At 68.0% G+C, this 20394-nt stretch carries 25 protein-coding genes and 2 pseudogenes; 22 read left to right on the top strand and 5 right to left on the bottom strand.

Annotated features, from left to right (window positions below):
- Positions 1-246: 246 nt before the first annotated feature.
- Both phoU and ACH4DZ_RS25785 read left to right on the top strand, forming a co-directional pair.
- Positions 247-924, top strand: coding sequence for a phosphate signaling complex protein PhoU (phoU, locus tag ACH4DZ_RS25790; RefSeq protein ID WP_398289684.1), 678 nt, complete (start codon positions 247-249; stop codon positions 922-924).
- Between the two features lie 184 nt (positions 925-1108).
- Positions 1109-1261, top strand: coding sequence for a hypothetical protein (locus ACH4DZ_RS25785; RefSeq protein ID WP_188113919.1), 153 nt, complete (start codon positions 1109-1111; stop codon positions 1259-1261).
- Between the two features lie 198 nt (positions 1262-1459).
- On the opposite strand, the gene ACH4DZ_RS25780 is transcribed toward ACH4DZ_RS25785, so the two are convergent.
- On the bottom strand, positions 1460-3493 hold the full coding sequence (locus tag ACH4DZ_RS25780) for a cell wall-binding repeat-containing protein (RefSeq protein WP_398289683.1): 2034 nt from the start codon (positions 3491-3493) through the stop codon (positions 1460-1462).
- Between the two features lie 529 nt (positions 3494-4022).
- Between ACH4DZ_RS25780 and ACH4DZ_RS25775 the strand changes: the two are divergent.
- Positions 4023-4169, top strand: a pseudogene (locus ACH4DZ_RS25775) (ATP-binding protein); the annotation flags it as partial.
- Positions 4170-4198: 29 nt separating this feature from the next.
- A complete protein-coding gene (locus ACH4DZ_RS25770) occupies positions 4199-4696 on the top strand; it encodes a hypothetical protein (RefSeq protein ID WP_398290024.1) in 498 nt (165 codons plus the stop codon).
- 325 nt (positions 4697-5021) lie between these two features.
- Here the strand turns inward: ACH4DZ_RS25770 and ACH4DZ_RS25765 are convergent, their stop codons facing one another.
- A complete protein-coding gene (locus ACH4DZ_RS25765; protein WP_398289682.1) occupies positions 5022-5282 on the bottom strand; it encodes a hypothetical protein in 261 nt (86 codons plus the stop codon).
- 140 nt (positions 5283-5422) lie between these two features.
- Between ACH4DZ_RS25765 and ACH4DZ_RS25760 the strand changes: the two are divergent.
- Both ACH4DZ_RS25760 and ACH4DZ_RS25755 read left to right on the top strand, forming a co-directional pair.
- Positions 5423-5579, top strand: a pseudogene (locus ACH4DZ_RS25760) (IS256 family transposase); the annotation flags it as partial.
- An 88-nt stretch (positions 5580-5667) separates the two neighbouring features.
- Positions 5668-5913, top strand: a complete 246-nt coding sequence (locus ACH4DZ_RS25755) for a hypothetical protein (RefSeq protein ID WP_398289681.1) — start codon at positions 5668-5670, stop codon at positions 5911-5913.
- 1979 nt (positions 5914-7892) lie between these two features.
- Here ACH4DZ_RS25755 and ACH4DZ_RS25750 read toward each other — a convergent pair.
- Positions 7893-8159 carry a hypothetical protein gene (locus ACH4DZ_RS25750; protein ID WP_398289680.1) on the bottom strand — a complete coding sequence of 89 codons (267 nt, stop codon included), beginning with the start codon at positions 8157-8159 and terminating at the stop codon, positions 7893-7895.
- Between the two features lie 520 nt (positions 8160-8679).
- Between ACH4DZ_RS25750 and ACH4DZ_RS25745 the strand changes: the two genes are divergently transcribed.
- Positions 8680-9486 (top strand): hypothetical protein, encoded by an 807-nt coding sequence (locus tag ACH4DZ_RS25745; RefSeq protein WP_398289679.1) that lies wholly within the window; start codon positions 8680-8682, stop codon positions 9484-9486.
- A gap of 26 nt (positions 9487-9512) precedes the next feature.
- On the opposite strand, the gene ACH4DZ_RS25740 is transcribed toward ACH4DZ_RS25745, so the two are convergent.
- Both ACH4DZ_RS25740 and ACH4DZ_RS25735 read right to left on the bottom strand, forming a co-directional pair.
- Positions 9513-10082 carry a GNAT family N-acetyltransferase gene (locus ACH4DZ_RS25740; protein ID WP_398289678.1) on the bottom strand — a complete coding sequence of 190 codons (570 nt, stop codon included), beginning with the start codon at positions 10080-10082 and terminating at the stop codon, positions 9513-9515.
- The gene (locus tag ACH4DZ_RS25735) at positions 10079-10846 is read right to left on the bottom strand and encodes a GntR family transcriptional regulator (protein WP_398289677.1); all 768 of its coding nucleotides are present in this window, start codon (positions 10844-10846) and stop codon (positions 10079-10081) included. The genes ACH4DZ_RS25740 and ACH4DZ_RS25735 overlap by 4 nt, the downstream gene beginning before the upstream one ends.
- Positions 10847-11242: 396 nt before the next feature.
- Between ACH4DZ_RS25735 and ACH4DZ_RS25730 the strand changes: the two genes are divergently transcribed.
- From ACH4DZ_RS25730 to ACH4DZ_RS25660, 15 genes are all read left to right on the top strand, one after another.
- Positions 11243-11422 (top strand): hypothetical protein, encoded by a 180-nt coding sequence (locus tag ACH4DZ_RS25730; RefSeq protein WP_398289676.1) that lies wholly within the window; start codon positions 11243-11245, stop codon positions 11420-11422.
- A gap of 105 nt (positions 11423-11527) precedes the next feature.
- Entirely contained in the window at positions 11528-11794 is a 267-nt protein-coding gene (locus ACH4DZ_RS25725; RefSeq protein WP_398289675.1) for a DUF6284 family protein, read from the top strand.
- Positions 11791-12234, top strand: coding sequence for a Pycsar system effector family protein (locus ACH4DZ_RS25720; protein ID WP_398289674.1), 444 nt, complete (start codon positions 11791-11793; stop codon positions 12232-12234). Before ACH4DZ_RS25725 ends, ACH4DZ_RS25720 begins: the two co-directional genes overlap by 4 nt.
- On the top strand, positions 12231-12530 hold the full coding sequence (locus tag ACH4DZ_RS25715; RefSeq protein WP_398289673.1) for a hypothetical protein: 300 nt from the start codon (positions 12231-12233) through the stop codon (positions 12528-12530). Before ACH4DZ_RS25720 ends, ACH4DZ_RS25715 begins: the two co-directional genes overlap by 4 nt.
- Complete coding sequence (locus ACH4DZ_RS25710) at positions 12527-13420, top strand: DUF2637 domain-containing protein (protein WP_398289672.1); 894 nt, start codon at positions 12527-12529, stop codon at positions 13418-13420. The genes ACH4DZ_RS25715 and ACH4DZ_RS25710 overlap by 4 nt, the downstream gene beginning before the upstream one ends.
- Positions 13417-13797: an RRQRL motif-containing zinc-binding protein gene (locus ACH4DZ_RS25705; RefSeq protein ID WP_398289671.1), complete on the top strand. Its 381-nt coding sequence runs from the start codon at positions 13417-13419 to the stop codon at positions 13795-13797. Before ACH4DZ_RS25710 ends, ACH4DZ_RS25705 begins: the two co-directional genes overlap by 4 nt.
- A gap of 11 nt (positions 13798-13808) precedes the next feature.
- Complete coding sequence (locus ACH4DZ_RS25700) at positions 13809-14126, top strand: hypothetical protein (RefSeq protein ID WP_107020524.1); 318 nt, start codon at positions 13809-13811, stop codon at positions 14124-14126.
- Entirely contained in the window at positions 14120-14299 is a 180-nt protein-coding gene (locus ACH4DZ_RS25695) for a pRL2-8 (protein ID WP_398289999.1), read from the top strand. The genes ACH4DZ_RS25700 and ACH4DZ_RS25695 overlap by 7 nt, the downstream gene beginning before the upstream one ends.
- Before the next feature lie 152 nt (positions 14300-14451).
- The gene (locus tag ACH4DZ_RS25690) at positions 14452-16572 is read left to right on the top strand and encodes an FtsK/SpoIIIE domain-containing protein (protein WP_398289670.1); all 2121 of its coding nucleotides are present in this window, start codon (positions 14452-14454) and stop codon (positions 16570-16572) included.
- Between the two features lie 204 nt (positions 16573-16776).
- Positions 16777-17235, top strand: a complete 459-nt coding sequence (locus ACH4DZ_RS25685; RefSeq protein WP_398289669.1) for a hypothetical protein — start codon at positions 16777-16779, stop codon at positions 17233-17235.
- 12 nt (positions 17236-17247) lie between these two features.
- On the top strand, positions 17248-17418 hold the full coding sequence (locus ACH4DZ_RS25680; RefSeq protein WP_398289667.1) for a hypothetical protein: 171 nt from the start codon (positions 17248-17250) through the stop codon (positions 17416-17418).
- Between the two features lie 88 nt (positions 17419-17506).
- The gene (locus ACH4DZ_RS25675) at positions 17507-17857 is read left to right on the top strand and encodes a hypothetical protein (RefSeq protein WP_398289666.1); all 351 of its coding nucleotides are present in this window, start codon (positions 17507-17509) and stop codon (positions 17855-17857) included.
- Positions 17854-18756 carry a bifunctional DNA primase/polymerase gene (locus ACH4DZ_RS25670; RefSeq protein ID WP_398289665.1) on the top strand — a complete coding sequence of 301 codons (903 nt, stop codon included), beginning with the start codon at positions 17854-17856 and terminating at the stop codon, positions 18754-18756. The genes ACH4DZ_RS25675 and ACH4DZ_RS25670 overlap by 4 nt, the downstream gene beginning before the upstream one ends.
- On the top strand, positions 18753-19100 hold the full coding sequence (locus ACH4DZ_RS25665; RefSeq protein ID WP_398289664.1) for a hypothetical protein: 348 nt from the start codon (positions 18753-18755) through the stop codon (positions 19098-19100). The genes ACH4DZ_RS25670 and ACH4DZ_RS25665 overlap by 4 nt, the downstream gene beginning before the upstream one ends.
- A complete protein-coding gene (locus ACH4DZ_RS25660) occupies positions 19097-20254 on the top strand; it encodes a DUF3631 domain-containing protein (protein ID WP_398289663.1) in 1158 nt (385 codons plus the stop codon). Before ACH4DZ_RS25665 ends, ACH4DZ_RS25660 begins: the two co-directional genes overlap by 4 nt.
- Positions 20255-20394 lie beyond the last annotated feature (140 nt).

Genomic DNA, 20394 nt, shown 5'->3' with positions numbered 1-20394 from the left:
CGAGGGTGGACTCGAACACTCGTCGCCCAGAGTTCACCCTGGAGACCCTGCTGGTTCACTTCGTACGGTCGGGCCGCGCACCCCTCCCACCTTCGGGAAGAGGTGGCGTCGCCCAGAATTCACCTGGGTGCCGGTGACGGTTCATTTGAGGGGACGTAAACCGACGCGTTCAGGCCGGAGCGTGGGAACGTGGGGTTCACGAGCCCCAGTGAACCTCCGAAGCAGACGTAGGAAAGGGACATCCAGATGCGGGACGCGTACCACGAGGAACTTGACTCGATCGGCGAGGGCCTGGTCGAGATGGCCCGCCTCGTCGGATCGGCTATCGGTCGCGCCACGACGGCGATCCTCGACTCCGATCTGAAGCTGGCGGAGAGCGTGATCGCGGGCGACCAGAAGGTCGACGATCTCCAGCACGACCTTGAGGCACGGGCGATAACCCTGCTGGCCCGGCAGCAGCCCGTGGCCACGGACCTGCGGATCGTCGTCACCTCGCTCCGTATGTCGGCCGACCTGGAGCGCTCCGGCGACCTCGCCCAGCACGTGGCGAAGCTGGCGCGGCTGCGCTTCCCGGAGCGTGCCATTCCGCAGGACCTGCACGCCACGATCCTGGAGATGGGCCAGCTCGCCCAGCGGCTGATGGCGAAGGCGGCCGAGGTCATCGTCACCAAGGACGTCGACCTCGCCCTTCAGCTGGAGCAGGACGACGACGCGATGGACCTCCTCCACCGCACGCTCTTCCAGCACCTCCTGGACGACCGCTGGAAGCACGGCATCGAGACCGCGGTGGACGTGACGCTGCTGGGCCGCTACTACGAGCGTTTCGCGGACCACGCGGTGTCGGTGGCGAACCGTGTGGTGTACCTGGTGACGGGCGAGCACGCCGACGAGCTGCAGGCCGCTCCGCAGGTCGAGGGCGCGTAACGGTCCACGAGCGGGGGCGGGAGTCTCCGACCGTGGGTCGGGAGTCTCCGACCGTGGGTCGGGCTCCGGCAGCGAGGGGGCGCGTCGAGTGCGGGCGGGGGTGCGAAAGCCTCTGTGCGCCGTTGATGCGCCCGGCCTCGGGGGAATGCAATGGGAGAAGGCACAAGCCTTCGAGGAGGGACCCATGGCCGATTCCCCCACCACGCCCGACCCGACCCAGGAACGCGAGACGCAGCAGCCCGTCGAGATCAAGAGCCTGCCGCTCTTCGGCGCCTGCGGCTGCGGCTCGGGCTGCGGATGCGGGTGCCAGTCCGGTAATCCCTGTCAGTGCGGCTGAGGCGCAGGCGCCTGCGCCTCAGCCGTTGCGTTACGGCCGGCATGTCTGCGGCTGACCCGTCTGCGGCTGACCCGTCTGCGGTTGGCACGTCTGCCGCGTGACGTGTGAACGCGGAAGGGCCCCGCTTCAGGTGCGGGGCCCTTCCGTTCGTTCTGCCGTTCGTTCTGCCGTTCGTTTCTCGTGAACCGTGCCGGTCGGCTACCGGTTCGTGGTGCGTACCGCGACCGCGTCCAGGTTCGGCTGCGGGGCCGTGGTGCCGGTCGTGCCTCGCGCGGTGTCGCTCGCGGCGCCGGGTGCGGCCGAGCGCGCCGACTGCTGGGCGGCCGGGGTGACACCGTTGTAGTACGGCCGGTACTCCACCAGCGAGCTGCCCGCGCTGATGGCGGAGCCCGCCGCGGTCAGCTCGGCCGCGGAGACCGATCCGGTTCCGCCGAAGGCGATGACGGAGTTGACGCCGGCCGCCTGCTGACGCAGGTAGGTGGCGCTCGTCTCCGACAGGGTCGTCTCGTCGGTCCACAGGACCGGGCCGTAGTGGAGCATGCCGGTGCTCGCGGAGACCCCGCCGCGCCAGCTGTCCGTCCAGGCCAGGCCCACCTGGAACGGGGAGCTCCACCAGAACCGGGCCAGCTCGGCGGACGTACCGTCGTGGCCGCTGCCGCTGATCGGGTAGTACGAGTAGGTGTCGGGCCAGTTGGAGAAGGACGTGTGCGTGAGCGCGTACTTCGCCGAGGCGCCGACCGGGACGACCATGGTCCGGGCGGGGTCGATCGAGTTGAGGTACGACTTCACCGACGACGAGAGCGTGTTGCCCTCGTTGAGGACGACCGTGCCCTTGCCGCCCGCGCCGAGGGCCCCGGCCGCGGCGGAGGCCGCGATCGCCGAGTGGTAGTCGGTGCCGGTGGCGATGAACACGTACTCCGGGGAGCCGGTGACCGCCTTCGCGACCGCCACGGAGGTGGAGTAGCGCGAGGTGCCCGACAGCCGCTTCGGTGTGAAGCCGAGCGAGCTGACCTTGGTCGCCACCGCGCTGGACAGGATGTCCGTGCCGCCGACCAGGTAGACCGTGGCACCGGGCTTCAGCGAGCGCTTCAGTTCCGTCTGCACGGCGGCCGACACCGAGGTCTTCGACGTCATCAGCAGGGGACCCTGCTTCTGGCCGGCGAGGGTCTGCCCGGTCAGGGCGTAGGACGGGCTGTCCTTGCTGATGAGGACGGCGGTCTTCGCGTCGACCAGGCCGGGCTCGCTCTGGCCGGTCGTGTTCCAGGTCCAGCGGGACGCGGCGATGTTCGTGGCGTACGAGTCGGCGCCCCAGACCCGGCCCATGCCCTGGCTGCGCAGCGGCTGCCAGGCCGGTTCAAGGACGGACGACGTACCCGGCGGCAGCGCCACCTTGGTGACCTCACCGGTGGCGACGTCCACCATGCGCGGGATGGCCACGTCCTCGTCGGTGCCGTTGGTGACGACGATCCGGTTGCCGGTGGGCGACCAGGCCGGGGCGTACGCGGCGTCGGTGGAGGTGAGCTGGCGCTCCCCCGTGCCGTCGGTGTTGACAACGAAGAGCCGGGTAAGGCCGTCCACCTCGCGTACGAAGGCGACCTGGGTGCCGTCGGGCGAGATCGCGGGGTTGGTGCCGGAGTCGGCCAGCTTCGTGAAGCCGCCGGTGGTGTCCTCCCAGAGCCAGATGGCCGAGCCGGTCGGCGATCCGCAGGTGTCGCCGGTACGGACGAAGGCGACCAGGCCGTTGACGGACGCGCTGGGCTGACGGTCGCAGCCGTCCTCCGCGGTGGAGAACAGCGGCTGGGCGTAGTACGAACCGTCCGACGGCGCGTAACGGAGGCGACCACCGCCGGAGTAGACGACCGTGTTGCCCGAGCGCAGGAACGTCGGGTGGCCGACGCTGCTCATCGAGCCCTGCTCCTGGATCTTGACCAGGGTGGAGCCGGTGTAGCGGCGGGTCTCGATCCGGTTGCTCTTCACGTACGCGACCCGGCTGCCGTCGGGCGACCAGGCCGGCTGGCGGGCCTCGGCGAGGAAGTCGGTGTAGGTGGTGCTGCCGGGTTCCTGCGTCTGCATGACGTTACGGGCGCCGTTGACGAACGTCAGCTTGCCGTCGGCGGCCTGCCAGGTGACGGGTTCCGCCGCGACCGCGCCGGGCGTGGCGGTCGCCATGCCCGCGGCCACGGCGACGACGGTGCCCAGTGCCGCGAGCACGCGGCGTCTGTGAATCTTCATGTGCCCCCACAAGAATACTGAAAGATCGCGATGCCAAAAGTGCTGATCGGGAGTGCTGACGTGAGTACTGACGGGAGTGCTGACAGGAGTGTGAAAAGGGCTGTCGTTCGCCTCCCCGACGTGGAACGGCAACCTCACGTTCCTCACGACAACTGGGTCACTGTAGCGGCCCACATGATCAGAAAGGAACAGGTTTGAAAGACCGTCGCGAGGTTGGGCGTCCCGTCCTCTTCCTCGACGTCGACGGAGCACTCATCCCGTTCGGCCCGTCGGCCGGCGGGCTTCGACGGCCTCCTGACGCACCTGCTCCCCCCGTCCCAGGGAACCCGCTGCTCGGACGGCTCGACCCCGGCATCGGACCGCGTCGACCCCGGGCAGGGGCCTGGTGGACGACGATTTCACGGTGCTCACGGACTGGCTCGGTACCGCCGTACCGCCCCATGGAAGGCGTAACCGGCCCGTCGGGGACTAGCGTCGAAGCCATGATCGTATGACTCGACGACACCCATGGCTCGACCAACACGCCTTCTCTTTGCGGCACTTCGCCCTCCGCGCCGAGCAGGGCACCCTGCGGGCGCATCGCGGACGACACCGTCATCGGGCCCGACTCCCGTTCCGCCTCCAGTACCTTGAGCCTTACGCCGAGGCCGAGGCGGCCCGCACGTGGCTGTGTGCGGGCGAGGCGAACAGGCGGGGGGACGGCCGATGGAGAGACTGCGGCAGGCGTTTCTGCGTTTCGACCGGCGCCACGGCGGGGTCGAACCCCCGCCCCGGGTACAGGTGTTCATCGCGCGGCATCCGGTGGGTTCGGGAGTGGTGCAGGGTGTCCTGCAAGGACTGCTGTTCGCCTGGGCCCTGTCCGGCTTCGACGATCCGCGTCGCATGCTGCAGGCAGCGGTTGTGGGGCTCGTGGCCGGGCTGTTCACCTGGCTCGTGTGCCGCTTCGAGCGCCGGCGCCTGGCGCACTACGAGCGCAACGGAGGTTTCCGACGGCCCCCTCCCCTCCTCGCGAGCGACGAACTGCCCGTGTGGCTCGAAGGATTGCTGTGGATCAGTCACTGGGTGATCTTCACGGTGTGCATGTGGCTCATCGGACAGCTACGGGACCCGCCGTACAGCTGGCTTCGGAGTTCGATCCTCGCGGGGTTCATGATCATCGGAGGCTGGGCGGCCCGGCGGTACAGGGACCGCAGACGCCGCTGACCATCCGCGCCTCCTCCGCTGTCTCCGCGGACGGCTACCAGTCCCGCCGGTCATCCGCGATCTCGGCACGGCCGACGCCTCGCCCCGCCGCCAGTGCCGGGACATCGACGCCGTGCTCGGCCAGGCTGGGTCTGATCGATGTACGGACGGGCACGACTCCTCCCGCTCCTGGACCTCGTAACCGGCACCGCCGTGATCCTCGCTGATGCCGTTCAGCATCGGACCGACGCACTTGGTCACTTCGAAACGGGCTCACCGCGCTCGATGGCTGAGCACCAAAGCCCTGTCGTCGCGGATGACGGACGCCTGACCGATGCGTTGCCGGTCACTCGTACATCGTGGCCGCCCTGAGCGCGTGTGCGAAGTACGTCCAGTTACCCTCGGCCGGCAGCGCCTCCCCCCGATGACGCTCGTACCAGCCGGGCCCGGACCGTACCCAGGCCGTCAGCGCTTCGAGGAACTGTCCCAGCGTCGGGTTCTCCCACTCTCCCCCGTTCTGCTGGTACTCCTCGGTGAGCTGTGCGAGAAAGGCGGCGAACGCCTCCTGGTCGGGGACGGACTGGCCTGGGATCAGCGGCGACGGCATGCGATCAGCGTAAGAGCTCCACGCGTGAACGATCACCATGGCCGACAGCTACCGGGGAACCGCGGGGTCCTGGGCGGACCTGCTTCGGGATGCTGCCCGGCGAGGCATGCGCGGTCCAAGGCCGTCAAGGTGCTGCCGTCTCCCGCGCGGTCGCCCTGGCGATGGTGTTCAAACTCGTCGAGTCCGCCCGCGCACGATGGCGGGCCGTCAACGCACACCACCTCGTCGCCCTGATGAGGGCGGCGCCGCTTCGAACGCGGTGAACTCCTCGAACGTCCCGAGACGCTCGCGGCATAAGGTCAGACCACCATGACCGACTACGACACCTACGGCACCAGCACACACCGCAAGTGAACTGGTCCGCCTCGTCACCGGCCACCTCTATGTGGTCTTCACCGAGCGCGAAAGTGACTACCGGGGCGTCTACCACCTCGCCCAAGGCGCCTACGGACGCATCGAAATCCAGCCGAACGCCGTCCCCGGCGATGACGGCCAGGACGACCTCTACAGCCCGGAACACCCAGCGGTCCGGGCCCTCTTGCTCACCGACACACCTGCCCCGGAGCCCACCCTGCACACCCGCCTGGGCACCGTCCAAGGTCTCGTGCACCTGAGCCGCGAATCATCGTGAGCCGCTGCTGACCCACGACTCCTGAGTGTTACTCCCGCCGCTTCCCGGCCTCGTCGAGCCGGACCACTTCCCAGTGATTCCCCCCTTGATTCCCCCTTGTTCTCCGCACGGCCTGGTTCGCTTGTGGTGCGAGCCGCCAACAGTGCAGTGCTGCCGCTCGCGCAGCGCCAGATGGTCACTTCCTGCGACGCTTGCTCGCCCTCTTTTTCAGTTCGGCCTGGCCACGCTTCGTCCGGTCGCCTTGATGAAGGTGGCAGCGCGCTGTGCCCTTCATCATCTTGTTCCGGCAACGGCGCCCGGCGGGGTTGGCCGATCGCACTTCCCTTGCTTCCACTCGCCCACCATGTGCGCGGGGTCTTGCTGGACCGTCGAGGAGCACTGGCGTCCAGCGCCGTTGACGCACTCGTGGATGTCAGCACGGTGCGACCGCAGGCGCCCGCCGGCACGATGGCTCCGTGATTGACCTGGAGCGCATCAGGGCAGAGCACGTGGCCTACTTCCGCACACTCGATGAGAGCGCCACCGTGCGGCACCACTTCCACCATGCCGATGAGGACGGCGGCCTGTGGTACTTCGAGGCGGTCCCCGACCGCGGGGAGTTGACCGTCATCAAGCAAGCCGAGGTGACTCCGGCCGGCCGGCTCCACCGGTACAGCTGGGGAGCACCTGGAGGACACGCACGGCTACCTGACAGACCAGGCGATCGACCCTGAAGAGGACCCGGTGGAGATCATCCCGGCTGAGGTGTTCCAACGTGTCTGGACTCGGTGAGCAGGCTGAACAATCAATTTAGGGAAGAACCGCGGGAGTTGGGGGCGCTGACCTGGAGCTTCGACACCTGGTCAAGCCAACGGGAACTCGGCCACGCAGCTCAGTCGAGCCTCCCGGTGACGTCTCCACCAGCGGACGTTCTGTCTGGGGGTCTTAGGCAGTCAGCCCGGTCTCCTTCTCGACGACGGCCGCGAGGGCGGAGACCTGCGTAGCACGACCGCAGCGACGTCCCCCGCATGCCAGTAGGGCCAGGCTTCACGGAGGTGGCGGGGAATCGGCTCGCCGTCATCGGCTGCGTCCTCCATCGCCTCCAGTACCTCGCCCCAGGACTGCCCGTCGCGTCGGGTCAAGAAGTAGATGTCGTAGCTCACTGCGCGATGGTAGGTGTGCGAAAACTGCGAGGGAGGGCAGGGCTACGCCCACTTGCCCGCGCTGACTCCGTTGGCGGCATGTCAGCGGCTTCAGCTTGGGAAGCTTGGCTGCTCTCGGCGTAGTTGGGCATCTGACCGGCGGGGTAGTGGCTTGACGGTCCTCGCTATCAAAGTCCCTCTGCCCGCTGTTCCTCGCGGCTCAGGCCGTAGCGGACGTTGCTCACAGAGCAGCCCACGAAGGAGAGACGGACGCCTTCTGATCCGTAGCTCTGGATAGATCGTTCAGTGACGGCCACATAGGCCGCGTTCCTCGGAAGCGTCGGCATCGAGTGCCGATGAATTCGCGCGGAGCGCTACCGCCACCCGCCCGTCCGCCTGCGGCCGATGGCTTGCGCACATCGAGGCGGACAAGGCGCGCGGGCAGTACATCGACCTCGCGCTGCCCGGACCACCTTCCAGAAGTACGGTGAAGGTCGAGATCCTCACGAAGCCCCGCTCGTAGCCGTGCACGGCCCAGCGGCGGCATAGGGGTAGCAGCGAGCCCCCTACCGGCGAAGAACCCGCAGGTAGGGGGCTTGATCAATACCAGCTACTTCTTCTTGCCCTGGGTCTGGCGGGCCCGTTTTACAGCCCTGGTCAGCGGGCGGCCCACCTCAACTGACCTGCAGTTGGGCCGTCGTTATTGGCCGTTGTTGGTCGTCTTTGGTCGACCTCGGAGGGCCCAGAGAGGGCCCGGCGGCGCCACCCTGGCCTCACGCACGAAGAGGAGCAGTCCCCCCGGCTTGCGACGCAGGCTTTCCTTCACCCGCAGGTCCTCCAGCACCGGCTCCTCTGTGGTCAATAGTTGCGATCCAGGGCGAGGCCATCCTTGTCGCCTGCCTCTCCGTGGATCGTCACGAAGACTGCTGGCGGCTCGTCGTCTTCGCTCCGGGCCGTCTCTTCCAGAAGAGTCAGCAACTGCTCGGCCGCATTCAGTTCGAACCACTCGCTGGCACCTGTGGCGACGGTCAACCACCTATCACCAGTGGGCAGACCAGGAACGAAGACCTCTAGGACGAACTTTCCATCCCCATTGTCGTCAGTTTCGCGCACGCGGGCGCTCACGATGTCCTCGCCTCGCACCCACGTGCTGGCTGCTGAGCATCGCGTGTCCAACCAGACACGCGGCCTCTGGGCCCTGAATGCACCCTGTAGCACTGCGTACGTCACGGCTGCGAGACCCTCTCCCACTGCGTCGGTCAACTGTCCGTCGCCTGTCCGGTTCTCAGCACGCTTGGCCTGCGCTGCAGCTTTTTTCTCCCACGCCGGCACGAATCGTCCCCTCCGTTGTATGTCTGTCGATCCTGCTCTCCCCACCACGACAACCGACACACCTGTCGGGGGTAGCGATTCAATAGAGACCCAGCACCTCAACGGTTTCAGGGCTGCAGCGGAATGTTCCGAAACTGCCTATGACCTGCTAGTTTCCGCAGCACGCTCTATCAGCCACAGCTAACCAAAACCACAGGACGGCCATGTGCCTCCTCTTACAGCGGACGGTTTGCGCTGACCAGCGCCACCCGCACAGACCACAACTTGCCTCGGACCAACCGTCGTTGTCAGTGGCTCCTGCCAGAATCAGACCATGGCCGCAGCTTCCACTCCTTTCCAGGAGATCTTGCAGAACCCGGACAACTACTCTCACGAAGACTTCAACCGCGCTCGCGCTGAGAAGGTGCTCGCCGTCAGCGCGACCCTGCTGCACCAGCGGGGACATGAGGACATCGCGGCTCTGCTCGCCCAGGCAGAGACCTGCGAGTTGGACTACCAGGAAGAGGACTGGGGCAAGTCGTGGTTCGATGTCGTGCTCGACTTCGATCACCCTCAGAAGGACCGCTTCACTGAGGAAGTCCAGCAACGCGTCTTGGCAGCGCTGCACGAGGTCTCCGAGCGAGAGGACTTCGGCATCCAGAACCTGCGAGTGCGAGCCATCCTGCCGGAAGTCGATCAGGATTGGCGGGAACAACTGGCAAGCGGCGGAAAGGCCCGTCCCTCCAACCATGCTCGCAAGGTCCGAGTCGGATCACCTCACCCCCAGACCGACGGACTGCACTTCACCAACGAGTGGGAATGGCGTGTCTACGCTGTCCTCCGCGAGCGGCAACAAGGGCTGCCAGACAACGACACGCTCGGGATACTCCCACTCAGCGCGATGAAGGTCCGCGACCATGTCTTTGAACCCGACCTGCTGATCACCTACCGGGGATACGCGGGAGTGATCGAGGTCGATGGCCCACATCACAAGGGCAGGAGTTCAGACGACAAAAGCCGGGAACGTCTCCTTCGTCACGCCGGAGTCAAGTATGTCGACCGAATCGACGTGCGCGACGCAAGTACCAAGGATGAGGTCGAAAAGTTCGTTACCGACTTCCTTCGCCATCTCATCGGGTAGGCCAACCGTAGTCTCACGGCTCCCGTTCAAGCAGCGAACGGGAGCCTAACCGGCTTTGGCGTACGGTCCGTGAAGTCATGGGCAGATGGCCGCGCCTCACGCTGCGCTAGCCACCCGGAAACACGCGGACCACCGTTCACGGCGTCGCCCTCATGGACCGTACGGACATGCGCGAACCCTTGGGCAAGGTAATACCGCTGAAGTGCCTCATTGGTCGTCCAAGCGTCCAAGCGGAGCCACCGACCGCCGGCGTGGTGAGCCCTGTCGCCTGCCCAATCGAGAAGACGACCACCGATGTTCTGACCCGCGTATTCGCGGGCAACGGTGAGCTTGTTGATGAACATGGACGGTTCACTTAGTTCCTCGTCAGTCCACAGTCCTTCTTCGGCATCCGGGGTGAGTGTGATCGTTCCAGCGGTCGTATGCCCGTCCCGCAGCATGAAGACGGTGTTCGCTTCGATCGTGGCCAGAAGCTTGTCAGCCGGGTACGGGCGACTCCACTGGTCGGAGCCGATACCACGGAGCCAAGCTGCCGCTTCCTCTCGGAAGGACAGCAGCGTGGCCACGTCGTGCGGTTCTGCGGGAGTGATGATCACTTGTTCTCGTCTCGATTGGCTAGGGCGCTGACCTCGTAGTTCATGCGGTTCAGGTCGCCACGCAAGGTGGTGAAGGTGCAGCGGGTCGGCCGATCGGCCGCGTACCCGGTGCGCGTCCACAGGAGGACCGGCACCCCCGCGCTCATTTCGAGCAAGCGAGCCTCGTCCGGAGTCGGCATGCGGGTTGCGATCTCATCGAAATACCCGCTCTGTTCGATGCCAAGGCTGGCCAGGTAGCGGGTAGTTCCTTCTGCGATGTCCCCCGGCTCCGTCAGGCGGGGCGCCTCGTTGACCAGCCACTCCGGGTAGTACGTCGCCTGCGTCGACCAGGGCACGTCATCCACAAAGCGATGACAGAACCGCAGGACAGTGGTCGACCCGGACTCCACTTTGAGGCGCTCCGCGATCTCCGGAGGTGCTGGCTTCAGCTCAACTCGGAAGGTCTGGTGCGGGTGCCGCCCGGCGTTCCGTACGTCGGTGTTGTAGGCGTCCCCCTGTTGCGGAAAGCTCAGATTCTCGAACCGTGAGGCGTTCAGTTCGAACACCTCGTGGGACCGCACCTCGTAGCCGAGTCCCTGGCTGGACGAGATCAGCCCTTCGCTGACCAACTGCATCAAGCCGGACCGCACGGTGTTGCGAGACGCGCTGAATCGCTCAGTCAGGTCGTTCTCGGATGGCAAGCGAGAACCGGGCGGGTACTTACCGTCGCTGATCTCCCGGCGGAGTGCATCGGCTACCTGTCGGTACTTCGGCTGCTTGCTCATGCGTCCATCATCGCGCACTCGCGCAACTCGTTGGTACATGTTCTCTCCAACCGCTTGACGACTCACGTTCCGTGGGTGCAGCATCACTGTTGTCAGCTTGTTCAAACAAGTTGAGCAAGCGGTGCGACTCTTACGAGTATGCCCTGCATAGCTGACACCGCGTCGCCCGGAGGAAAGCCCGCAGGGGTGAGTACGAAGGAAGCGCCTGTTGGTTGACAACTGAACAAGTGGGCCCCGTCTCCCCGAGTCGAAAAGACGGACCGCGCGGTCAGACCGCGCATCGACCTCCCGCAGTGCTTTCGGGTGCTGCGGCCGGTTGCCTCCGCTGCTCGTCTCGCACGAGCAGCGCTGAGGGGAGCCGGAATGGGCCGGACCCGAAACCGAGGGGAGAACCTCGTGCCGAAGTACACCTTCACCGCCGAAAAGCTCGCCGACACCCTGACCCCTGGGGAGATCACGAGCGCGAGCGGCACGTTGAGTGCAACCTCGCAGCAGGCCGCCAAGCAGGCGGTCGAGCGCAGCTTGCGCAGCAGGGGATATGAGCTGACCGGCAACATCACGATCACCCAGAAGTAGGCGCCTGCCTGCCCCACCTACACCCGATGAACGGCGCGAGCCCCCGGAGGTGCAACTCCGGGGGCTCTGTTCGGGCCGTTTCACCTACTAGGGAGACCACGACCCATGAAGCACATCGCTGCTGATCAGGCGGTTGTTACCGCCGACGTTTTCGACCGTGAGCCGACGGCTGCGGAGCTGGACGCGATCGAGTGCGAGATGCCCGTCATCACGGCGGACATCGAGCTGCTGGACGCGCAGATCATCACGCTGGACCGCATCCCCACCGATCTGGACGCGCGGCGCATCCGCCGGGCCCGCCGCCGGGTGCTGGCCGCTCGCCGCACGCTCGCCAACACCGCCGCCACGCGGGCCCCGGGGGTGTCCGCATGAGCACCCTGCAGACGCTCGCCGCTGCGCATGCGGAGGTGAAGGCGGAGATCGTACGGACCGACACCAAGACCGGTCTGCTGCTGGCGTTCGTCGGCGCGGTCCTCGCCGGATCGTGGACGGTCGCCAAGGACGTGCCCCTGACCGTTCCCGCGTACGTCGCGGGAGCTCTCGGCATGGGGGCGCTGGTCGTGGCGGCGGGTCTGCTGCTGCGGTCGGTCCGGCCGAACCTGCGGGGCGGCCACGGCTTCCCGCTGTGGGCCACCCTCACCGCCGACCAGATCACCGCCACCCTGTCCGAGGACCGGGCAGCGGACATCGCGGGTCTTTCCCGTCTTGCGGTCGCCAAGTTCCGCGGCCTGCGCCGCGCGGTCGACCTCACCTGCACGGGCGGGGCCCTGCTCATCCTGGCCGCGCTGCTCGCCCTCGGGGGTACGGCATGAACGCCGACTCCTCCTCTCCCCGGGGCCTCGCCTTGGTGCTGATCGTGGCGGGTGCGCTGCTCATGGTGATCGCCACCGTTGCCCTGCTCGTGACCCACGAGCCGCTGATGCGGTTCGTGGTCGCCGCGGGCGGGGCCGTCCAGATCCCCGGATGGCTCCTGCACCTCCGCCCTCGGCCCCGGCTGTCGGGCGGGTTGGAGATCGGGCCGGACAACGGCGATGCGGACAACTGGATGGGTGAACGGTTCATCTGGGAGGCGGGCGACCGTGACGAGCACGGGAGGGCCGGCCGATGAACCGCAAGGGAAAGATCCTGCTGGTGGCCGCGCTGGTCGCGGTCGTCGCCATGGCGTTCCGGGTGTCGTGGAACGCGCTGCGGGACATCGCGAGCGCGGTCGGCGCGGATGAGACGGCCGCGACGCTGTACCCGTTCGTGGTCGACGGCCTGATGGCCCTCGCCCTGATCGCCACCCTCGTGCTCACCGACGACGCGCGGAAGTTCGCGCTGCGGGTGCTGGGCACCTACACCCTCGCCTCCCTGGTCCTCAACTACGTCCACGGCCTGGTCCCGAAGCTGCACAGCGATACGGGCGTCACGGTCGACTGGACGCGCCTCGCGGACTGGGACCCGGCGAACTGGGCGCTCGTGCTGCTCGCCACCTCGCTTCCGGTCGGGTCGATCTACTTCGGTTCCGACCTGGTCGCCAAGGTCCTGCACCACCGACCCGCCCCGATTCCGCCCCCGGTCGCGAATGCGGAGGAATCTACCGAGACCGAGAGGATTCGGTCTACGGCTGACCTGCCCGAATCGACCCCCGCACCGATCACCGCCGCACCGTGGCGGATGCCCGACCCGGTCACGGTCGAGTTCGTGAAGTCGACCGTCCCGCTCAAGCCGATGCCCGCCGTGGCTGCGGCTCCGGTCGCCTCGATCGCCCCGCGCCCTGCACCTGCTGAGTCGACCCGCCCGCGGCGGGCCACGGGTCGACTCCCGCAGGCCGCCCGGTCGACCCGACCCAAGCGCACCCCGGCTGAACTGCTGGCTGAGGCGCGGAAGGTGACGGCCGGTTGGCCGGACGTGAAGGTGACGGCTGAGGGCATCCGCAGGGAGGTCCACACATCCCCGGCCAATGCCCGGATGCTGCGCGACACCCTGCTCGCCGAACGCGCCACCCCGGCCCCGTGAGCGGCGGGGCGTTCGGCAAGTGCTTCGACCCAAACGGCGCCCGCCACGGCATACCGACCTTCCCGTGGCGCTACGCCCCCGACGGCTACGCCACCCGCCGACAGCTCCGGGCGCGGGGACTGCGTCCCGGCGGACAGCCGGTCGCGGCGCAGGTGCTGCGCCCGCGTTACCGGCGCGGTCCGCTGGTCGCCTACCTCTACCGCGAGGACCTGGCCAAGCCTGTGCGGCCGATGACGCCAGCCAAGCGTGCCGCGCTCGCCAAGGCGATGTGCGCCCGCCGCACCTGCCCCGCCTGCCGACGCGACGCGGGATACGTCATCCCGCTCTCCCTCGGCACCTGCGTGACCTGCGCCTACCCCGAACCTCCGACAGCGTGAGGAGTCTTTGAATGGGCAAGCCTGATACCCGCCGTCTGGATCGTGAGATCCACAAGACGAACCGCAAGCTGGAAGCGGTCCGCAACGAGGAGATGTGGCCGCTCACCGGCTCCGAGCGCCGCGCCGTGCTCGCCGCCCTCGCGGGTGGCTCCTACCGCGTCGCCCGCGGTAAGAGCACCGACCGCGCGGACCGCAGGCTGGAGACGGTCTATCAGTCCGTGCAGACCCGCCTCATTACGGAACTGAGCGCGTTGCAGGGCGAGCGGCAGCGCATCGTGAGCGAGGCCGCGAAGGTGAAGGCGGCGAAGAAGTCTTCGGGGTGGTGGTGACCATCCCCGGCAAACCGGCGCCTGCGGGTGAGTGCCCGCAGTGCTGGCAGCACGCCCACGATCGGCGCGCTCACCGCCACCTGCGCCCCCGCGAGGACTGCCCGCAGTGTGTCGACCACCTGCGCAACGGCTGTCCCGCCCTGGTGCCCGGCAAGAAGTCGCGTTGGTGGTGAGCGCGCCCTCCCCGCTCGCACGTCCCGCCGCCTGAACCGCGCGGCCCTCGCACGCTGCGACGCCCGGGGTGGCCCTCCCTGCCACGGACCAGGCCACCCCGGTACTCCCACGAACTCCCGCCCCGACAGGGGCAGTCAGGAGCAGTTCCAGCATGTCTGAGAACGTCGTTCACCTGCACAAGAACCTCGAACCTGCCGACGAACCGGCTGCTGTGACCACGTTGACCGTGGTCCCCGACCCGGTACCGGCGCCGATCGTGCCGCTGTGGGTGCGCTCCGGCCGCGCCGTGAAGACCGCCGTCACCCACGAGCGGACCAAGACCGCCGCCCGCGCGGCGGCCCGGCACAGCCTCTACACGTTCAACGGCGGGCGGATCGTGGCCCGACGCACCTGGGACGGTAAGACCGGGGCGCGGTACGAGCGGATGCTCCGCGCGGCGGAAGCCGCCGGGAACTACGAGGTGGCCGAGGAGTGGGAAGAGCGGTTGCAGCGCTTCCGCGAGGCACGCCACCGCCGCCGCATGGACCTGCTGCACTCCCCGGTCGACGTGGCCAAGGGGATCGCGGTCGGCACCGGGATGGGCATCGGCACCCTGGTCGCCCTCGGCATCGTCATGGCCATCAACAACGGCGAGATCAAGGACGTCATCACCCCGCTCGCCGCAACGATCGACTTCATCGGCCTTCTCATCCGCATCGTGCAGGTCGTATGGGGCCCGGCCCTGACGATCGGGCCGTTCCTCGCCCTGCTCGCCCTGTGGGCCGTCGGCAGCAAGCAGCAAGCCGCCCCCGCATGGGCCCTGCCCGACAACATCCGATCGAGCGAGGGCGAACCCATCACCCCGTCCATCGTGGTCAAGGCGCTGCGTGACCTTGGGGTGCCCGCGCTGCGCAACGCCATCAAGGAGATGGGCGACGCCGGCGCGTCCATGCTCGGTCCGATCCGGATCGCCGGATGCGGCGTGGAAGTCGACGTCACACTTCCCTCGGGCGTGGCGACCAACGAGGTACAGAACAAGCGCCGCAAGCTCGCAGAGAACCTGACCCGGCACGAGCACGAGGTGTTCATCACCATCCCCGAAGCCGCCCGCACCGTCCGGCTGTGGGTCGCCGACTCCGGGGCGCTGGATGAGCCGATCGGTCCGTCTCCGCTGGTCACGGACGAGACGATGACCGCCGACTACGGCAAGGGCCGCGCCCCCTGGGGGCAGGATCTGCGTGGGGACGCCGCCGCGCTGAGCGTCTATCAGCGCCACCTGTTGATCACGGGGTTGTCGAACCAGGGCAAGACCGCCGCCCTGCGCGCGCTCGCCCTGTGGCTCGCCCTGGACAGGTCGGTTGAGTTCCGGATCGCCGACCTGAAGGGCGCCGGTGACTGGGCCATGTTCGACGGGCTTGCCTCGCTGCTCATCCAGGGGCCGACCGATGAGCACGTCATCCAGGCGACCGAGATGGTGGAAGGTCTGGTCACGGAGATGGAACGGCGTCTCCAAGCGCCTCCCGGCACTGTGTTCCTGCCGCTGGTCGGCATCGTGGACGAGGCGCAGGTCGCGTTCATGTGCCCGCTCAAGGACGCCGACAAGAACCCCTACGGCGGCTCCAAGGCCACCTCCCGCTACTTCATGGCCGTGCGGAAGGTTCACAACCAGGGCCGTGCGGTGAACGTGACGCTGTGGGAGGGCACCCAGGACCCCACCGACCAGAACCTTCCCAAGCTGGTCCGCGAGGGTGCCCACACCCGCGCCTCACTGGTCCTGGGCACCGAGTCACAGGCCAAGATGGCGCTCGGGGACAAGGCTGTGGAAGGCGGGGCCGCCCCGCACCTGCTCCGCCAGGGACTGGACAAGGGAACCCTGGTCGTCGCTTCCGACGGCATCACCATCCCCGCGGGCCAGGCGTCCATCACGATCCGCACGCACTACATCGACGACGACGCCGCCGTAGCCATCATCGAGCGGGCCAAGGCCCTGCGCGACGGCGTCACCACCCTGCACGCCATCGAGCAGAGCGACCAGGACCGTGACCCGCTCGCGGACATCGCGGCCGTGGTCGGCACCGCGGAACGGGTGCGCACCAAGGACGTCGTCGCCCGGCTCAGCACCCTCAACTCCGGCGCCTACGGCAAGTGGTCGTTCATCGACCTCAAGCGCGTTCTCGACGGCACCGGGGCCGAGCCGTACAAGTCCGACGGGGTCATGGTCGTCGGCCGTGACCGGCTCGCCCGCGCCCTCGCCAACCGCGACGGCGAGGGTTCCGCTTCCGCCGCTGAGTGACAGGGAGTTGACCGGTGGCGGGTCAGGGAGGCAGGGAGAACTCCCTGACCCCCTCCCTGACCCGCCTCCCTCTACCTGACCTGCACAAATGATCGTTCAGGGAGGCAGGGAGGCACCCCAGGTCAGCCCCCGAAAACCCCCTCCACAGCGCACCCCCAAGGGGGTGCCCGAGCCTCCCTGACCCACCGCCGGAAGGGATTCCGCATGTACCCCGAGCACTCCGGTCACCTGCCCGCCGAACGGGCCGTGACCGTCCACCAGCCCACCCCCATCACCCACCCGTCGACCGCACAGCTCGTGCCCGTCCAGCCGGGCGCGGTCCCGTCGGTGGCGAGCGTTGTCCTCCCGGACGGGCGGGTGGTCACCGGCTACGCGATCAACCCCGTGCAGCCTGAACTCCTCGCCACGAAACCGCCCGTCTCCCGTGCTGCGGTGAACGTCGCGTTGGGCGGGGTCGGGTTCCTCGCCGTATGCGGCGGTCTCCTGTTGCTCACCTCGTTCATCGCCGCGCTGACCGCGTTCATCACCCAACTCATCACCCTCGCCGCCGTGATCTTCGGCGGATGGATCGCCGTACAGATCCTCGGCACGAGCAGCCACGGCGGCGGGACCACGGTCCACATCCGCAAAGCCGTGATCAAACGCAACCACTTCCACGGCTGAGCCGAGGTTCTTATGGCGCTTCTCGATTGGCGGGATGCCCGCCATTTCGACGCTGCCCGAGACCTGCCGTGCGTGCTCTGCGGCAGACCCACCCCTATGCGCAGCCACGACCGCGAACCGGTCCACAAGGTGTGCGCCGAGGACTGGCGCGACCAGCACCCCGCGTCCAACCGCTTCCACTGACTACGCCAAGGGCGGCCCCCATTCCGCCAAGAACCCGGGGCCGCCCTTGTTCCACCTGCCCTCAGCAGACCTGTGGAGGTCTCCCAGCATGACGCAATCCACCGACATCCTTACCGACCTGCCGTTGATCGTTGTTCTGTGCGGCTCGACCGAGTTCATCGACGAGTTCGCCGAGACGAACTTGAGGGAGACCGCCAAGGGGCGGATCGTCCTCTCTGTCGGCTGCAACATGAAGCAGCCGCACCCGCTGTGGGCCGACCCCACCGACGCCGACCTATTGAAAGAGCGGCTCGACCGGCTGCACAAGGCGAAGATCCGGCTTGCCGATCAGGTCATCGTCGTCGGTACCCGTATCGGCACGTCCACCCGCTCCGAGATCGCCTATGCCCGCGCGCTGGGCAAGCCGGTCGCCTACCTTCACCCGGAGGTTGCGGCATGAGCGAGCACCTCCTGAACGCGGCCCTGAGCGCCGCGGAGCGCGGCTGGTACGTCTTTCCGCTCCGTCCCGGCAGCAAGCGGCCTGCCCTGCACGGCGAAACGTCCTGCCCCCGTACCGGCCCCTGTGCGAGCGGCCACGCCAAGTGGGAGCAGCGGGCCACGACCGATCCGGACCGTATCAGTGCGGCCTGGTCACACGGGCCGTTCAACGTCGGTATCGCCACCGGTCCTTCCGGACTGCTGGTCGTAGATCTCGACATGCCCAAGAACCAGGACAAGGGCGATGAGGGCACGCCTAGCGGCGTGGCGACCTTTGAGGCGCTCTGCGAGCGCACCGGCCGCACCGTCCCCGACACCTACCGGACCCGGACCGCGAGCGGCGGGGCACATCTGTACTTCACCGCCCCGGACGGCGTGCGGCTGTCCAACACGGCAGGAACGATCGCCCCGTTGGTCGACACCCGCGCCCGTGGCGGGTACGTCGTCGCCGCGGGCAGCACCACCTCCGCCGGACCGTACGAAGCCGTAGGCGGCTCTGTGGCGGCTCCTATGCCCGGATGGCTGCTGAGCATCCTCCAACCCGCCCCCAAGCCCGCACAGGCCCCTACGGGGGCCTTAGTGCGGCAATCGAGGCGATATGCGGATGTAGCACTCGACAGTGAGGCGCGGAACGTGGCCACCGCCGCCGACGGCACCCGCAACGCGACCCTCCTCAGGGCCGCACGGGCATTGGGGCGGTTCATCGCATCCGGCGACCTCCCTCGACCGGTGGTTGAGGAGGCTCTTAGAGGAGCGGCGGGGTCCAACGCCACACAGCCCCAGCACTACTACGACGACGTGATCCGCCGCGCCCTGGACTGGTCGATCACCCACAACACGCCCCGGGGCAGGGCCGCATGACCAACCCTCCCCCCTCTAAGAGCCACACCCGACACCCCACCGGCCCGCAGGCCGCCGAACCTGCCGGACCCCCGACGGCCGTGGGCGACTCGAAGGGCGTCGCCGAAGGCGTCCCCACTGCCGTCGGTTCTGACCCGCAGGCCGGAGACGACCGGTACCCGATCGCGTGGCTGACCATCAGCACTCCGTACCGCGCGGTGCCCATCGCAACGTCGTGGTGCGCGTGCGGCCGTGACCGGCACGCCACTGGAGACGCCGACGTGTGGGCCCTGATCGCCGACCACGAAGCGCACCGCGACACCTGCCCGCTCCGCACCACCCAGGAAGGGAGGGCCGCCGCATGAGCGACACCATCGACGGCGCGACGCTGCTCAACGAGGTGGAAGCCTTTCACCGCCGCTTCAACGTCTTCCCCACCGAGGCCGCCTACGTCGCCGTGGCGCTGTGGGACGCGCACGCCCACCTGCTCGACTGCTTCGACTCCACCCCGCGGCTCGCCTTCCTCTCCCCGGAACCGGGGTCGGGGAAGTCCCGCGCGCTGGAGATCGTGGAAACCCTCGTTCCGCAGCCCATGACGGCCGTCAACGCGTCCGCCGCCGCCCTGTTCCGGTCGGTGTCCGGGGTGGACGGCCGACCGACGATCCTGTTCGACGAGATTGACACGATCTTCGGCCCGAAGGCAGGGGACAACGAGGAACTGCGCGGATTCCTCAACGCCGGTCACCGCCGGACCGGGGTCACCTACCGGTGCATCGGCGACGGCGGCAACCAGAGCGTGCAGGCTTTCCCGTCCTACTGCGCCGTCGCGGTTGCCGGACTCGGCTCGCTCCCAGACACGATCCTGACCCGCTCCATCGTCATCCGGATGCGCCGACGAGCACGCAACGAACGCGTGGAAGCCTTCCGGGCCCGCCTCCACGAGGCCGAGGGGCACAAATTGCGCGACCGGCTCGCCCAGTGGGCCGAGCACAGCCGGGGGTTCATCATGGGCGCGTGGCCGGAGATGCCCGACGGGATCACCGACCGCCCCGCCGACGTGTGGGAACCCCTGCTCGCCATCGCCGACGCCATCGGCGGGGACTGGCCCCGCCGAGTCCGGGAAGCGTGCGTGACGCTCGTCAAGGCAGCGCAGTACACCGACAAGCACAGTCTCGGCATCCGCCTGTTGACCGACCTGCGCGACCACGTCCTCATCGGCATGGACCGCCTGCCCACCATCGCCATCCTGGACCGGCTCAACGCCCTCGACGACGCCCCGTGGGCCGACCTCGACGGCAAACCGCTCGACAACCGGCGACTCTCCCGAATGCTCGGGGAGTACATGACGGCCGACAACGAGCCGATCCGCTCCCGCAACATCCGCACCGCCGGCGGAGTCCTCAAGGGCTTCCACACCAGCGACCTCACCGACGCGTGGGCCCGCTACTGCCCCCCTCCCCAGGAAGCCGCTACAGCCGCTACGCCGCTACAGGCCAGCTCAGAGGCCCTGAATCTGTAGCGGCACCGAAGCGTGTAGCGGCTACGCCCACCACCCCGGAATCCGGGCGTAGCCGCTACACGCCACCCCTCCGCTACAGAAAACCCGCCGCTGACCTGCGATGTAGCGGCGTAGCGGATGTAGCGGACTTCTCAGGAGGG

The sequence above is a fragment of the Streptomyces sp. NPDC017991 genome (genome assembly GCF_044328075.1).
Classification (GTDB): domain Bacteria; phylum Actinomycetota; class Actinomycetes; order Streptomycetales; family Streptomycetaceae; genus Streptomyces.
The sequence above is the reverse complement of the archived record's forward strand: the minus strand, read 5'-3'. Positions and strand labels throughout refer to the sequence as shown.